Raw genomic sequence first — 14061 nt, 5'->3', positions numbered from 1 at the left:
GGGTGGAGCGGGCCCGTTGGGGTGGAGCGGATCCGGTGGGGTGGAGCGGGTTCGGAGGTCTTGCGGCGGTGCGGCTACGGCATCAGGTGGTAGTCGGGGAAATTGCCCGGCAGCCGCTCGGCGGCCGGGCCCTCGGTCACCGCGCGGACCAGGAGTTCACCGCCGACGAAGGCACCGCTCCAGGAGTTGCCGAAGCCGCCGAAGAGCTCATCGCGGTCGCCGCGGGAACGGGGCTTGCCGTGGCCGACCTTGAAGGCCCGGATCTGCGGGGCGAGACGGTCGTAGGTGCCCTTGTCGTCGCAGGACAGGCTGGCGACCAGGGCGCCGTTGCTGGCGTTCATGGCGGCGAGGAGTTCGGCCTCGGTGTCGACGAGAACGAGGGTGTCGACGGGGCCGAAGGGCTCGGCGTGGTGGAGCGGGGAGGAGGAGGGCGGGGCCAGGAGGGTGGTGGGCGGGAAGTACGCCGAGGTGTCCTGGGAGGGCAGGAAGTGGCCCTCGGCGAGGCTGCCGCGGTGCAGGGGAACGGCGCCCCGGGAGATCGCCTCGGTGGTGAGGTCGGCCAGTTCCTTGGCCTTGGCGGCGTTGATCAGCGGGCCGAAGTCGAGCTCGGGGAGCGGGTCGGCGGGGTCGGCGACGGCCAGGGGGTGGCCGAACCGGACGCTGCGTACGGCCGGGAGGTACGCGGCGAGGAAGTCGGCGAACGCCTCGCGCTGGACGACGAAGCGGGGGTAGGCGGTGCAGCGCTGCTTGGCGTAGTCGAAGGTCTTGCGCACCAGGGGGGTCAGGGACTGCCAGTCGGTGTAGTTCCAGATGCCCCAGGTGTTGAGGCCCTCCTGTTCGAGGACATGGCGTTTGCCGAGGTCGGCAACGGCGGTGGCGACGCGGGCACCGGTGTCCCGGCCGCCGACGAAGGAGACACAGCCGATTTCCGGCGAGCGGACGAGGGCGGGCGAGAGCTCCTTGCCGCTGCCGCTGACGAGGGTGGCCGGGACCCCCTCGCGGGCGGCCAGGGCGCAGGCGAGGGTGAGACAGACCAGACCGCCGTCGGTGGGGGTCTTGGCGATCACCGCGTTGCCGGCCAGCGCCTGGACGAGCATCGCGTGGATCAGCACCGACATCGGGTAGTTCCAGCTGGCGATGTTGCTGACCGGACCGGGCAGCGGCGTGCGGCCGGCGACCATCCGGTCGATCTCGGAGACGTACCAACGGACGCCGTCGATGGCGCGGTCGACATCGGCCTGTGCGAGCTTCCAGGGCTTGCCGATCTCCCAGACGAGCAGCAGCGCAAGCAGTTCGCGGTGTTCGGTCAGCGCGTCGAGGGTGGCGGAGATCCGGGCCTTGCGTTCGGTCAACGGGACGTGGCGCCAGGCCCGGTGCTGGTCGAGACAGGCGCGCACGGCGTGCAGCGCGGCGTCCGCGTCGAGGCGGGGTGGGCCGGCGATGGGGGTGTTGTCGATGGGGCTGGTGGCGGGCAGCGGGTCACCGTCCGGATGCCAGGCGCCGGCCCAGAGGTTGAGGGCCTGGTCGTCGCGGAAGGCCTCGGGGGCCGCGGCCAGGCTGCGCCGCCAGGCGTCCTGCCAGGACGCTCCGGGTTTGAGGAGGAGCGTCGGGGCGGGCGCGGGGTGCTCGTTCCGCTGCGGGTTCGAGGTGGATTCGGTGGTGGGGGCCATCGGATGTCTCCGCTCTCGGTGCACGGCCGGAGGGGCAGGGTCATGGCGCTCGGGCGGCTCCCGGAGGAACCGTGTTACTGGACGGTAGTGGGCAGGGTGGCACCGCGGGACGGTCCGGCGTCAGGTATGGCGAGTGTCACTCGGCGCGGGCGACGGGGCCAGCGGGGTGAGGCGACCGCGTGGCCCCCGGCGGCGGCACGGGCCTCCCGCGGACGGCGGGCACTCCCGGCGGCCGTCACCAACACGGCGTGGTGGGCGGACAGTTCCGTTTTCCGGCAAAGGGCTGGGTTGCCGCGAGACCGGCCCGGCATACGCGACGAGGGTGGGCGGTGCCCTCGCGGCACCGCCCACCCTCGTCGGTCGTGCGTACGGTCTCAGCCGGCTGCGGGCTCGGCCGGCTCCCCCGTCCCCTCCTGCGTACGGTCGGCGATCGCCCGGTGGTGGCGGACGACCTCCCCGATGATGAAGTTGAGGAACTTCTCGGCGAATGCCGGATCGAGCTTGGCGTCCTCGGCCAATCGGCGCAGCCGCTCGATCTGCGCGGCCTCGCGGGCCGGATCGGCGGGCGGCAGGCTGTGCCGGGCCTTGAGCTCGCCGACCTGCTGGGTGCACTTGAAGCGCTCGGCGAGCAGATGCACCAGGGCGGCGTCGAGGTTGTCGATGCTGCCGCGCAGATAGCTCAGCCGTTCACGGGCCGCCTCGTCGGCGACGGCGGCCGCTTCGCCGGCCGCCGGTGCTGTCCCCTCGCTCATGTGCGTCTCGCCATTCGTGATCGGTCGGTACCTGGTGCGGTGTCGTGCTGCTGATGCTTGATGTCTTGATCGGGTGCACATTACCCGGCCGGTGGCCGGCGGCCGGGCGGGTCTCGCGGATCGGACCGGAGGGGACCCGTTCCGGCGGGAGTAGCCGGCAAGGCGTTGAAGAGGAGGCCGCTGACGGTCGTGACGGCGACGAGAGCGCGACGGAGGAAGCCGGGGAACCCGCTCATCGGTGGCAGCGCGGCAACGAGAAGGGCCGGGTGCCCATATTTTGCTGTGCCAATTGTCAGCAGCCTCTGACCGGCGGGGTGGCGCCGGGGGAACCACGGAAGATTTCCGGACGGACGCCGGGCCATGAGGTCGTTCCGCCTCGGATGGCCCCAGGGCACTTCAAAATGAGTTTCGACAGCAGCCTTCTGATCCTTCGCCCGGATGACGTTCCCGGGACGGCGCTTCACCCCGATCCACGGCGCGTCAGGGGTTGCTGCGGGCTCGCCGGCCTGGACGGAGCCAGCCTCGTCCGTGCCGGATGCGGTGTCGACGTCGCGACGAAAGAGTCCGGCTGCTGGACCGACGACCTCGTGGCATTGATCGTTGCCAGCGTGACGGACGGGCCCAGAGTGTCGTAGAGGTACGGCCCGGGCGAGGGGGCAGCGGGTCGGCCTTCCTGGCCTCGAGGGCGAGACGGTAGTGGTCGGCCTCGCGCAACAGGTCCCGGTAACGCAGCTGATGGATCTCGATGTTCATCCTTGCTCCTCCTCAACCGGGCACGTCAGCCGGCCCCCTGATGCTGTGGCTTCTCCCGGGGGCAAGGTCAACGAGCGGCCGCGTCCCCTGGCAGGAGGCGCCCAGGAGGTGCCGTCGATCGGCGCTGTCCAGAGCGTGTGGGGGCTGCCTCGTTGACCGATATGATCCGTCGTTCCCGCCGCTGAACGGGACAGCCTGTTCACCGAGGGCAGCCCCGGCACGGAGCTCCACCCCGACGTGACGGCCCGGCACGGCGAGATCGTGGTCACCAAGAGGCGGGGGAGCGCGTTCTCGGGCAGCGGCCTCGACCTGGTGCGAAGCCCTCGCCTCGTAAGCGCCCCCGAACGAGGGGGCTCCGATTGCGGAAGCAGTGGCCGAGCGGTCCCCCGCGTAGCTGACGCCCGGTGGCGGGATCCCCCACAGATCCCGCCACCGGGCCGCTCTTCATGGGTCGCGGCACTCGGCCGGCCCCGGGACCACGGCGCTGCCAGGGTCCCGATTCATGCACATACCCAGGTCACCACCCCGCCACCCCTCCTTCAGGAGCTTCAGGGGGACGGTTCGGGCGGGTGGCGGTGCAGGGGCGGCGCGGGGAGCGGTTTCGGTGAGCGGCCGGGGCGGCACCGCGCTGCGAAGATGTGCCCGGTCACACCAGGCAGCCGACCGACCACCGGCGCCGGACAACGCAGGGAGTATCCGCGTATGAGCAGGGACCGCATCAGGATCGCAGGAGCCGACGTCGCCGTCGTGGGCGGCAGCATCGCCGGTTGCGCCACGGCACTGGCCGCGCACCGGGCCGGCGCCGGCCGGGTCACCGTGTACGAACGCACCGCCGGCCGCCTCGCGGACCGTGGTGTCGGCCTCGCGGTGCACAACGCCCGGTATGCCGAGCTCGCCGCCGCCGGGTATCTGGACACCGCCATGCCTTGGGTGCAGCTGGCCACCCGTCGCTGGTACGTACGCGACGGCTCCGGACCGCTCGGCCGTCAGATCGGCGCGCTGCCCTTCCCGTTCCGCTCGTACTGCTGGGGGCCGCTCTGGCAGGAGTTACGGCGGCGGCTGCCGGAGGAGACCGTCTTCCGGCCGGGGGTACGGGTGGACGCGGTCAGCGACGCGGCGGACGGCGCCACCGTCCATCTCGGCGGCGGCGAAGGAACCAGAGCAGGCGAGGGCGGCTCGGGCAGCGGCGAACGGCGCGGCGCCGACGGCAGCAGCCGCCGTACGGAGCGCTTCGACCTGGTCATCGGCGCGGACGGCTACCGTTCGGTGGTCCGCGAGACCGCCTTCCCCGGTGTGCGGCCCGGCTATGCCGGCTACCTCGCCTGGCGTGGCGCGGTTCCGGCCGACCGCCTGACGGAGCTCAGCTTCCCCGGCCTGCCGGCCGCCCCCTGGGCGGAAGAGGACTGCATCTACGGCGTCTTCCCCGGCGGCCATGTCATCATCTACCGCATCCCGGACGGCCAGGGGGGCCACCGCGCGAACTGGGTCCTGTACACCGCCCCGCCCGCCGGCCTCGACCTGGGACTCGACACCCCCACCAGCCTGCCGCCGGGCACCCTCACCGATGCCCTGCACGCCCATTTCACCTACGTCACGGACGAGTTGCTGCCGCCCTACTGGGGCGGGCTGATGCGGCTGACGCCACGTCAAGAAGTCTTCATCCAGCCGATGTACGACTTCACCGCGGCGCGCTACACCGCCGGCCGGCTGCTGCTCGCGGGCGATGCGGCCACCGTCGCCCGCCCGCACACCGGCGCCGGTGCGGTCAAGGCGCTGCAGGACGCCGCCGCCCTGGAGACCGCGCTGCGCGCCGTACCGGAGCGGCCCGACGCGCTCACCGCATACGGGACCGAGCGCGGCGCGACCGGCCGGACGATGGTCGAGCTGGGTCGCCGGCTGGGGCGGACCCTGGTCCAGGACACCCCGGACTGGCGGACCCTGGACCAGGCCGGTCTGGAGGCCGCCTGGGCCGCGGCCGACGGCTCGGGCGCATTCGGCGGCCGTGAGCTGAGGAGCTGACACCTCCACCGACACCCCCTCCGGACACCACGCACCACGCACCCACGCACCACGCACCGTCGGCCGGCTGACCTGCTGCCCGGCTGACCGGCCGACCCGCCGACCCGCCGACCCGCCGACCCGCCGACCCGCCGACCCGCCGACCCGCCGACCCGCCGACCCGCCGACCCGCCGACCGAGCCTGTGGCACGTGGTGCGTGGTGCGTGGTGCGCCGCCGACCATCACCCCGTACTCCCCGTGCAGGAGAATGGGAGCGTCGAGGTCACTTCGCCGCACAACCTCCGGTGGCCACGGCGGCAACCACCGCATCGAGCAGCACCGAACAGCGGCGAGCAACACCACGTCGCACCAAGGGCTGCTTCGGCTCTCCATACAGACACCACCGCGCCGATCCGGCCCGGTGAGGACAGGACTGATCAGACATGGGACGGGTCACCGAGCGACGCCGCGTCATCCGCATCCGCGACGGTGCCGTGAGCACCCGCCCTGACACCCTCGTCGCCGAGGAACCGCTGGAGATACGGCTCGGCGGCAAGCCGCTGGCGATCACGATGCGCACACCGGGCGACGACTTCGCACTCGCCGCCGGATTCCTCGTCAGCGAGGGCGTGCTGGCGAGCGCCGACGAGCTGGCGAACATCGTCTACTGCGCGGGGGCGACGGCGGACGGGGAGAACACCTACAACGTCGTGGACGTCCGGCTCGCGGACGGGGTACCGGTCCCGGAGATCACCCTGGAGCGCAATGTCTATACGACGTCGTCGTGCGGGCTGTGCGGCAAGGCCAGCCTGGACGCGGTACGCACCACCACCCGCTGGCCCCTGGACTCCTCCCCCGCCACCCCGGTCGGTATCGACCCGATCCGTATCGATCCGATCCGTATCGGCCCGGCGACCCTCGCCGCCCTCCCCGACCGGCTGCGGGCCGCTCAGCGGGTGTTCGAGCGGACCGGGGGCCTGCACGCCGCGGCGCTGTTCACGACGGACGGTGAGCTGCTCGACATCCGGGAGGACGTGGGGCGGCACAACGCCGTCGACAAGATCGTGGGGCGGGCGCTGCAGCAGGGGCGGCTGCCGCTGTCGTCGAGTGTGCTGATGGTCTCCGGCCGGGCGTCGTTCGAGCTGGCGCAGAAGGCCGTGATGGCGGGCATTCCGGTGCTGGCCGCGGTCTCGGCGCCCTCCTCGCTCGCCGTCGATCTGGCCGCCGAGACCGGGCTGACGCTGGTCGGGTTTCTGCGCGGCTCCTCCATGAACGTCTACGCGGGTGAGCACCGCATCGCCCTGCCCGCAGAGGCCGCCACGCCTACGGACTGAGGCCGCGGGCCCGCCACACCGGCCGGCGCACGGCCCGTCGGCCAGGCAGGCGCACGGCCCGTCGGCCGGGCCGGCGCACGGGCTGTCGGCCGGGCCGGCGGCCCCTACAGGCGGGGGCGCCCCGGCGCCGACCGGCCTCGTGGCTCACTCCCCCGGGAGTGCGATCCGGGTCAGCAGGGCGACCAACTGCTCGCGTTCGGCCGGGGTGAGGTCGGCGGTCAGCTCCGCGTTGGCCTCGTCGCCGAGCTGTTGGGTGCGGCGCAGCCGCCGTCGGCCGTCGGCGGAGATCTCGACGGCGTTCTTGCGCCGGTCCCGGGGATCGGGGGTGCGGGTCACCAGCCCTTCCCTCTGCAGGTCGTTGACGAGCGCGACCATGTCCTTGGGGTCGATGTGCAGCGTCCGGCCGAGCTCCGCCTGCGAGACCGGGCCCAGTTCCCCGACCGCCGACAGCACGGCGTGGTGCATCATCCGCATGCCTTCGCCGGCCAGCGCATCGGCGACCAGGCGGTGGCCGCGGGCGGCGGCGCGGCCCAGCAGCCAGCTGGGGAGCGCGCGGATGTGGCGGGGGGCGTAGGGGGTGTCGGCCATGGGGCCACCGTACCGAGCGTTCCCTTGGCGAGCCCAACGAAAAACCATTGGCTGAGCCAACGATTAAGGCTATCGTTGGGGAACCCAATGAAAACCGCCCGGCGCGTACCGTCCGGCGACAGGGCAGCCGCCGGGCTGCCCGTCCGCCGCCGCGCGCCGGGCGACGATCCCGGAGGTGTCCGCCCATGCGCCGAGTCCGATTCCATACCTACGGCGGCCCCGAGGTCCTGTGTGTCGAGGAGGCCGAGGCACCGGTACCCGGTCCCGGTGAACTGCTGGTGCGCACGGAGGCGATCGGGGTCACGCTGCCGTGCGTGCGACGGGTGCGCGGGGACGGCAAGGGCGGCGGCGATCCGCTCCCCGCCATGCCCGGCGGGGAGATCGCCGGTTCGGTCGTGGCCGTCGGCCCGGACGTCACCGGATTCACCCCCGGCGACCGCATCACCTCGCTCACCCTCACCGGCTCCTACACCGAACTCGCCCTCGCGCCCGCCTTCCTGGCGAGCCGGATACCGGACGGCGCCGACGCCGTGCAGGCGGTGGCGCTGGTGCGCAGCGGCCAGGTCGCGCTCGCAGCCCTCAGCACCGCGGCACCGCAGGCCGCCGAGTCCGTACTGATCACCGGCGCGGCCAGTGGCACCGGGCATCTCGCCGTGCAACTGGCCAGGCTCCAGGGGGTGCCACGGGTGGTGGCCGCCGTCAGCTCGCCCGCCAAGGCGGAGTTCCTGTACGGGCTGGGGGCCGATGAGGTGGTGGTCTACGACCAGGAGTCCTGGGGCGAGCCGGTCGACATCGTCCTGGACGGCGTCGGCGGCGAGCTGCTGCCGCGCGCACTGGCCGCGCTGGCTCCCGGTGGCCGGCTGATCTTCTTCAACTCCGGCGGCGGGACGGTCCCGGCGCACGAGCTGCTGGCGGGCGCCAAGACCATCACGGGACTGACGATGCGTCGTTTCTCCACCGTCCACCGGGAGCTGTACGAGCAGCACGGGGCGCGGCTGTGGGAGCTTGCCGGATCCGGCCGGCTGCGGGCCGCGGTCCATGCCGAACTTCCCCTGGACCAGGCCGCGCAGGCACACGAGATCATCGAGGCCAGGGCCAACCTCGGGAAGGTGGTGCTCCGGCCGTGAGGCACAGCGGTCGCGGGCGGCACCTGCGGCACACCGGGCACCCACGGCGCGCCCGGCCCCCGGATCGCACCGGGCGGGCCCGGCCCTCGTACCGCACCCGGCCCCCGTGTCGCGCCGGGCGCGCCCGGCGCAGCTCCTGCGGGCCGGGAGAGTGAATCGGGAGAGTGAATTGCGGCCGCGGCGCGGAGAACCCGCGCACGCTCCTTGTCGCGGTCCGCACACGGCAGTACCTTCCGTCGCGATGCACATAGGACGTGGGATGTCCTGATGACCCGACGCCGATGCCTCGAAGGGCAGGCCGGACCATGACGTCAGTTCTCCGCGCACACCCCAGACCCCCCTGCAGACCCCGGTGCCACCGCGCCGCGGCCCTGCTCACCGCGCTGACCGCCACCGCCCTCGCCCTCCTGCCGACCGCCCCCGCACAGGCCACGCCTGACAGGGCATCGGGCAGCACCCGTACCGCCGCGGCGCCCTCCCCCGCCGGCGGCTTCGAGCAGCGGATCCTCTTCAAAGCCTCCCAGGAACAGGGGTACTTCTGCTTCCGTATACCGGCCGTCGTGAAGTCCGTGCGCGGCACCCTCCTGGCGTTCGCCGAGGGCCGGCGGCACGACTGCGGTGACGCGGGCGATATCGACCTCGTCCTCAAGCGCTCCACCGACGGCGGCCGGACCTGGGGCCCGCTCCAGGTCATCAACCACGGCAACGGCGACACCCATGGCAACCCGGCGCCCATCGTGGACCGCCGCACCGGCCGGATCGTGCTCGCCGAGACCTACAACAAGGGCCGCGCCGACGGCCTCAGCTGCGAGGTCCCGTGCGACCGCACCCCGCACCTCCAGTACAGCGATGACGACGGAGCCACCTGGTCCGCGCCCCGGGACCTGACCGCCGCCGTCCGTCCCCCGCAGTGGAATTCGTGGTACGCCACCGGGCCCCTGCACGGCATCCAGCTCACCCGGGGACGGCACGCGGGCCGGCTGGTGTTCGGCATCAACTCCGAGAGCTACGCGGACGACCGGGTCACCGCCAACCATGCAGCCCTGGTCCACAGCGACGACGGCGGCGCCACCTGGAAGGTCGGCGCGCTGGACACCTGGCCCATCGCCGCAGACGGCACGTTCCGGCAAAAGCCCTCGGAAATGGCGCTCCTGGAACGCTCGGACGGCTCGGTCTACGTCAACGGGCGGGAACAGGACGGCACCGACCTGGGCCACCGCACCGCGGCGGTCAGCCGTGACGGCGGCAACTCCTTCGCCGCCCCCTTCCGCGCCCTCCCTGACCTCTACGCCCCGATGGTGCAGGGCTCGGCGCTCCGGCTGCCGAACCCGCGCGCCGGCCGCAGCCGCACCCTGTTCGCGGCGCCCGCCGACCCCGACCGGCGCCGGACCATGACCGTCCGCTCCTCCTGGGACGAGGGCCGCACCTGGGAGAGCGTCGACCGGGGTGCCCGGGTGACCACCGACTGGTCCGGCTATTCGGACCTGGTCGCCGTCTCCGACGACGTCACCGGCCTGATGTACGAGGGCGGCGCGGCCGACGCCCGGGACGAGATCCGCTTCGCCCGCTTCACCGAGGACTGGCTCGGTCCGCGCCGCGGCCCGGATCCCACGACGGCCGACTCCGCCCCGGGCGCCCGGCCGGCCTTCGTCCTGGGCGGCGCCCGGACCACCGGCGGCCGCTTCGGCCGGGCGCTGTCCTTCGACGGTGCCGACGATGCGGTACGCCTCCCCTTCCGCGGTTCCCTCCCGCTCGGCACCCACGACTTCACCTGCAGTCTGTGGTTCCGCCATGAGGCCACCACCGGCGAACAGCCGCTGTTGTGGACGGGCGGCGTGGGCAGCAAGTCCCCGCAGGTCGCGGTGGAGGGCGACCCCGGCCACGACCGGATCATCGCCCGTGTCACCGCGGTCGACGGCCCCGCACCGGCCGCCACCGCCCAGGCCGTGACCCACGGCGGGTACCACGACGGGCACTGGCACCACCTGGCGCTGCGCCGGACGGGCGGCCGGCTGCTGCTCACCGTGGACGGCGGGGAGACCACCGTCGTCCCCGACGTCCCGGGGTCGGTCAGCCGCGGCTCGGTCTTCGGTGTGCACCTGGGGCAGCGGCCCGACGGCCGCGCCCAGTTCACCGGTGCGCTGGACGAGGTACGCGTCTACCGGCGGGCCCTGACCGACGCCGAACTGTCCGGCGTACGCAGGGGCAACGCCCCGGTGGGCGGCCCGCTGGTCCTGGGGCTGTCGCTGGACCGGGTGCGCGGGGGTGCCGAGCGCTGAGCCGCACCGGCCGGCGAGACACGAGGGCCTCGCGGAGGCCGGGCGGCCCGGACGGCGACCATGACGGCCACGGCGGCCATGACGGGCCCCCGGGCCGGGCGGCCACGGTGGCGGCTTCGGCGGGTTCCCGCACCGCTGGCCTGTGGTGACACAGCCAAGGCGACCCGGAGCACATCGCCGCATCGCAGGAGATCCTGATCTGCGCTGCGCCTGCCGGCCAGAGCGTCCGAGACCTAGCCTCTGACCAGCGGCGACCAGCCCTTACCGGCGGCCTGGCGAGGACGGGAGACTCCGAGGACCGGCCCCGCTGAGCCACCGGACACGCCCTTGGTCACGGGCCCCGTACCGGGCCGGCCGGCCGAACCCGTGCCGGTGCCGGTGCCGGTGCAGAGATTTGGTGCAGATATGGTCCCGGCGTCGTGATCGTCCGGCGTTGAACCAGCTGGGTCATGTCCAGGCTTCTCCGAAGTGGCCCGATTTCGGCGGTTGGCCAGATCCCATGCCGCCGGGTTCACGACGTGGTACGGCTCTGCCGGATGCGGTCACGTTGGGGTACGGTCGCGGCCTTGTGAGCAACACCACGAGGAGCTGGGTCATTGCGCGAGTTCACCGTCCCGCCACTGGCGACCGCGCCCCGGGTCGGCGGGCTGGCGGATGTCGTCTACGAACAAGCCGAAGCCGATCCCGGACGCGTCTCACTGGCGCGTAAGGACGATGAGGGAAACTGGCAGAACGTCACCGCCGGACAATTCCGGGACGAGGTTCTCGCCCTGGCGAAGGGGCTGCTCGCGCAGGGCGTCCGGTTCGGTGACCGGATCGGCATCATGTCCCGTACCCGCTACGAGTGGACCCTGTTCGACTTCGCGCTGTGGTCCATCGGTGTCCAGTCCGTACCGCTGTATCCGACGTCGTCGGCGGAGCAGGTCTTCTGGATGCTGCACAACGCGGGCGTCTCGGCCTGTCTGGTCGAGCACGAGGACCATGCGATGACCATCGGTTCGGTCATCGACCGGCTGCCTCACCTGCGCAAGCTGTGGCAGCTGGACGCCGACCCGGTGGCCGAACTGACCGCGGCCGGTGCGCATATCGATGATGACGTGGTGCACCGGCACCGGATGGCCGTCACCCCGGACGCCACGGCGACAATCATCTACACCTCCGGCACCACCGGTCGCCCCAAGGGCTGTGTGATCACCCACGCCAATTTCATGGCCGAGTCCGACAACATGGTGCTCCGCTACGAGAAGGTCTTCCACTCCAAGCCGGGCGACGAGGCATCCACCCTGCTCTTCCTGCCGCTGGCGCACGTTTTCGGCCGGATGGTGCAGGTCGCCGCGATCCGCGGCCAGGTCAAGCTGGGCCACCAGCCCGAGCTGGCGGCCCGTGCCCTCCTGCCCGATCTGCAGTCCCTCCAGCCGACGTTCATCCTCGCGGTGCCGTACATCTTCGAGAAGGTCTTCGCCGCGGCCCGGCGCAAGGCGGAGGCGGACGGCAAGGTCGGCCCGTTCGACAAGGCCGTCGAGATCGCGATCCGCTACGCCGAGGCACAGGAACACAAGGCCTTCGGCACCGGGTCAGGACCCAGCGCCTCGCTGCGCATGCAGCATCAGTTCTTCGACAAGGTCGTCTACAGCAAGGTCAGGGCCGCGATGGGCGGCCAGGTGCGGCATGCGATGTCGGGTGGCTCGGCGATGGAGCGGCGCCTCGGGCTGTTCTTCGCCGGCGCCGGCGTACGGATCTTCGAGGGCTACGGCCTGACGGAGAGCACCGCGGCCGCCACCGCCAACCCGCCCGAGCGGACGCGCTTCGGCAGCGTCGGCACCCCCGTCCCCGGCACCACCGTGCACATCGCGGAGGACGGCGAGATCTGGCTGTACGGCGGGCAGATCTTCCACGGCTACCACAACGACCCCAAGGCGACCGATGCCGTGCTGCACGACGGCTGGTTCTCCACGGGTGACCTGGGCGAGCTGGACGAGGACGGCTATCTGACGATCACCGGCCGCAAGAAGGAAATCCTGGTCACCTCCGGCGGCAAGACGGTCTCGCCGGTGGGCCTGGAGGAGCGGGTGCGGGCGCATCCGCTGGTCGCCCAGTGCATCGTCGTCGGCAACGACCGGCCGTTTATCGCGGCGCTGGTGACCCTGGACCCGGAGGCGGTCGCGCACTGGCTGGCCATGCGGGAGAAGCCGAAGATGCCGCCTACCGACCTGGTGCGCGACCCGGACCTGGAGACCGAGATCCGGCGCGCCGTGGTCGCCGCCAACACGCTGGTCTCGCAGGCCGAGTCGATCCGTACCTTCCGGATACTGGCCAACCAGTTCAGCGAGGAGCACGGGTTGCTGACCCCGTCGCTGAAGCTCAAGCGCAAGGCGATCGAAACGGCGTACCAGGCCGAGGTGGACGCGCTGTACCAGACGTGACGGGCGGGGCGCGGCTTCCCGGGGCCGCCGGGGAGGTCTCCCGGGAAGCCGCGCCCCGGCAGGTGGTGCTCCGCACCGGCGCGTTCACTCTCGGCGAACTCACTGCCGCGACGGCGTGGCATGCCCCGCAACAGCGGCGTCGGGGCGCGGCCGGCCGGTCCCGCTCACGGCGCGTTCCCATGAATACTCGGCCTTCCCCCGCATCCCGTCGGCCCGCGCGGGAATGCGCGTCCACGGATGATCGTTGACATCAGTGAACGAGAAAGCCGACGTAAGGATCGATTCCCCCGTGAGCAAGGTTCCCTCCATCACGCTCAACAACGGCGTCGCGATGCCGCAGCTCGGCTTCGGCGTCTGGCAGGTCGAGGACGACCAGGCGTTCACCACGGTCGGCCAGGCCCTGGACGCCGGATACCGCAGCATCGACACCGCGGCGATCTACGGCAACGAAGAGGGCACGGGCAAGGCGCTCGCCGCTTCCGGAATCGCCCGTGACGAACTGTTCGTCACGACCAAGCTCTGGAACGCCGACCAGGGTTACGACTCCACGCTGCGCGCCTTCGACGCCTCCCTCACCAAGCTCGGCCTGGAGTATGTGGATCTCTACCTGATCCACTGGCCGCTCCCGTCGAAGGACCGCTACGTCGAGACGTACAACGCCCTGGAGAAGATTCAGGCGGAGGGCCGCGCCAAGGCCATCGGTGTCTCGAACTTCCGGCCCGAGCACCTGGAGCGGCTGCTGGGCGAGACCTCCGTCGTCCCGGCCGTCAACCAGATCGAGCTGCACCCGCAGTTCCCGCAGGCCGAGTCCCGCGCCTTCCACGCCCGGCACAACATCGTGACCGAGGCCTGGTCGCCGCTCGGCCAGGGCAAGGGCCTCCTGGAGGACCCGACAATCGCCACGCTCGCCGCCAAGCACGGCAAGACCCCCGCACAGGTGGTCCTGCGCTGGCACCTCCAGCTCGGCAATGTCGTCATCCCGAAGTCCGTCACCCCTTCGCGCATCGCCGAGAACATCGACGTCTTCGACTTCGAGCTGACGGACGACGACCTCGCCACCCTCGCGGACCTGGACACCGGCAACCGGATCGGCCCGGACCCGGCCACCTTCGACGTGGCCTGACCGCCGCTCGGTA

9 protein-coding genes are annotated in these 14061 nt (G+C 72.1%); 6 read left to right on the top strand and 3 right to left on the bottom strand.

The window, feature by feature from the left end:
• Positions 1-74: 74 nt before the first annotated feature.
• Complete coding sequence (locus tag ACGFR7_RS21570) at positions 75-1670, bottom strand: aldehyde dehydrogenase family protein (RefSeq protein ID WP_393321512.1); 1596 nt, start codon at positions 1668-1670, stop codon at positions 75-77.
• A gap of 374 nt (positions 1671-2044) precedes the next feature.
• Positions 2045-2422: a chorismate mutase gene (locus ACGFR7_RS21565; RefSeq protein ID WP_311621703.1), complete on the bottom strand. Its 378-nt coding sequence runs from the start codon at positions 2420-2422 to the stop codon at positions 2045-2047.
• 1455 nt (positions 2423-3877) lie between these two features.
• Here ACGFR7_RS21565 and ACGFR7_RS21560 point away from each other — a divergent pair.
• Together ACGFR7_RS21560 and fdhD are read left to right on the top strand one after the other, a co-directional pair.
• A complete protein-coding gene (locus tag ACGFR7_RS21560; RefSeq protein ID WP_393321509.1) occupies positions 3878-5194 on the top strand; it encodes an FAD-dependent monooxygenase in 1317 nt (438 codons plus the stop codon).
• A gap of 423 nt (positions 5195-5617) precedes the next feature.
• Complete coding sequence (gene fdhD, locus ACGFR7_RS21555) at positions 5618-6508, top strand: formate dehydrogenase accessory sulfurtransferase FdhD (RefSeq protein ID WP_393321506.1); 891 nt, start codon at positions 5618-5620, stop codon at positions 6506-6508.
• A gap of 144 nt (positions 6509-6652) precedes the next feature.
• Here fdhD and ACGFR7_RS21550 read toward each other — a convergent pair whose 3' ends face one another.
• On the bottom strand, positions 6653-7096 hold the full coding sequence (locus ACGFR7_RS21550; protein WP_393321503.1) for a MarR family winged helix-turn-helix transcriptional regulator: 444 nt from the start codon (positions 7094-7096) through the stop codon (positions 6653-6655).
• A gap of 185 nt (positions 7097-7281) precedes the next feature.
• Here ACGFR7_RS21550 and ACGFR7_RS21545 point away from each other — a divergent pair, with 185 nt between their 5' ends.
• The 4 genes from ACGFR7_RS21545 (at position 7282) to ACGFR7_RS21530 (ending at position 14048) form a co-directional block, all read left to right on the top strand.
• Positions 7282-8223: a zinc-binding alcohol dehydrogenase family protein gene (locus ACGFR7_RS21545; protein WP_393321500.1), complete on the top strand. Its 942-nt coding sequence runs from the start codon at positions 7282-7284 to the stop codon at positions 8221-8223.
• A gap of 305 nt (positions 8224-8528) precedes the next feature.
• On the top strand, positions 8529-10502 hold the full coding sequence (locus ACGFR7_RS21540) for an exo-alpha-sialidase (protein WP_393321497.1): 1974 nt from the start codon (positions 8529-8531) through the stop codon (positions 10500-10502).
• A gap of 596 nt (positions 10503-11098) precedes the next feature.
• On the top strand, positions 11099-12925 hold the full coding sequence (locus tag ACGFR7_RS21535; RefSeq protein ID WP_393321494.1) for an AMP-dependent synthetase/ligase: 1827 nt from the start codon (positions 11099-11101) through the stop codon (positions 12923-12925).
• A 289-nt stretch (positions 12926-13214) separates the two neighbouring features.
• Positions 13215-14048, top strand: a complete 834-nt coding sequence (locus ACGFR7_RS21530; protein WP_393321491.1) for an aldo/keto reductase — start codon at positions 13215-13217, stop codon at positions 14046-14048.
• The last annotated feature ends 13 nt before the right edge of the window (positions 14049-14061 follow it).

The organism is Streptomyces sp. NPDC048516 (assembly GCF_043199875.1).
Taxonomy (GTDB): Bacteria; Actinomycetota; Actinomycetes; order Streptomycetales; family Streptomycetaceae; genus Streptomyces.
Note: the sequence above shows the minus strand (reverse complement) of the source record. Positions and strands in the feature narration are given on the sequence as shown.

Excerpts from the sequence above, each read along its gene's own strand:
- fdhD (WP_393321506.1), top strand. The coding sequence starts at position 5,618 with ATGGGACGGGTCACCGAGCGACGCCGCGTCATCCGCATCCGCGACGGT.
- ACGFR7_RS21550 (WP_393321503.1), bottom strand. The coding sequence starts at position 7,096 with ATGGCCGACACCCCCTACGCCCCCCGCCACATCCGCGCGCTCCCCAGC.
- ACGFR7_RS21540 (WP_393321497.1), top strand. The coding sequence starts at position 8,529 with ATGACGTCAGTTCTCCGCGCACACCCCAGACCCCCCTGCAGACCCCGG.
- ACGFR7_RS21565 (WP_311621703.1), bottom strand. The coding sequence starts at position 2,422 with ATGAGCGAGGGGACAGCACCGGCGGCCGGCGAAGCGGCCGCCGTCGCC.
- ACGFR7_RS21545 (WP_393321500.1), top strand. The coding sequence starts at position 7,282 with ATGCGCCGAGTCCGATTCCATACCTACGGCGGCCCCGAGGTCCTGTGT.
- ACGFR7_RS21570 (WP_393321512.1), bottom strand. The coding sequence starts at position 1,670 with ATGGCCCCCACCACCGAATCCACCTCGAACCCGCAGCGGAACGAGCAC.
- ACGFR7_RS21560 (WP_393321509.1), top strand. The coding sequence starts at position 3,878 with ATGAGCAGGGACCGCATCAGGATCGCAGGAGCCGACGTCGCCGTCGTG.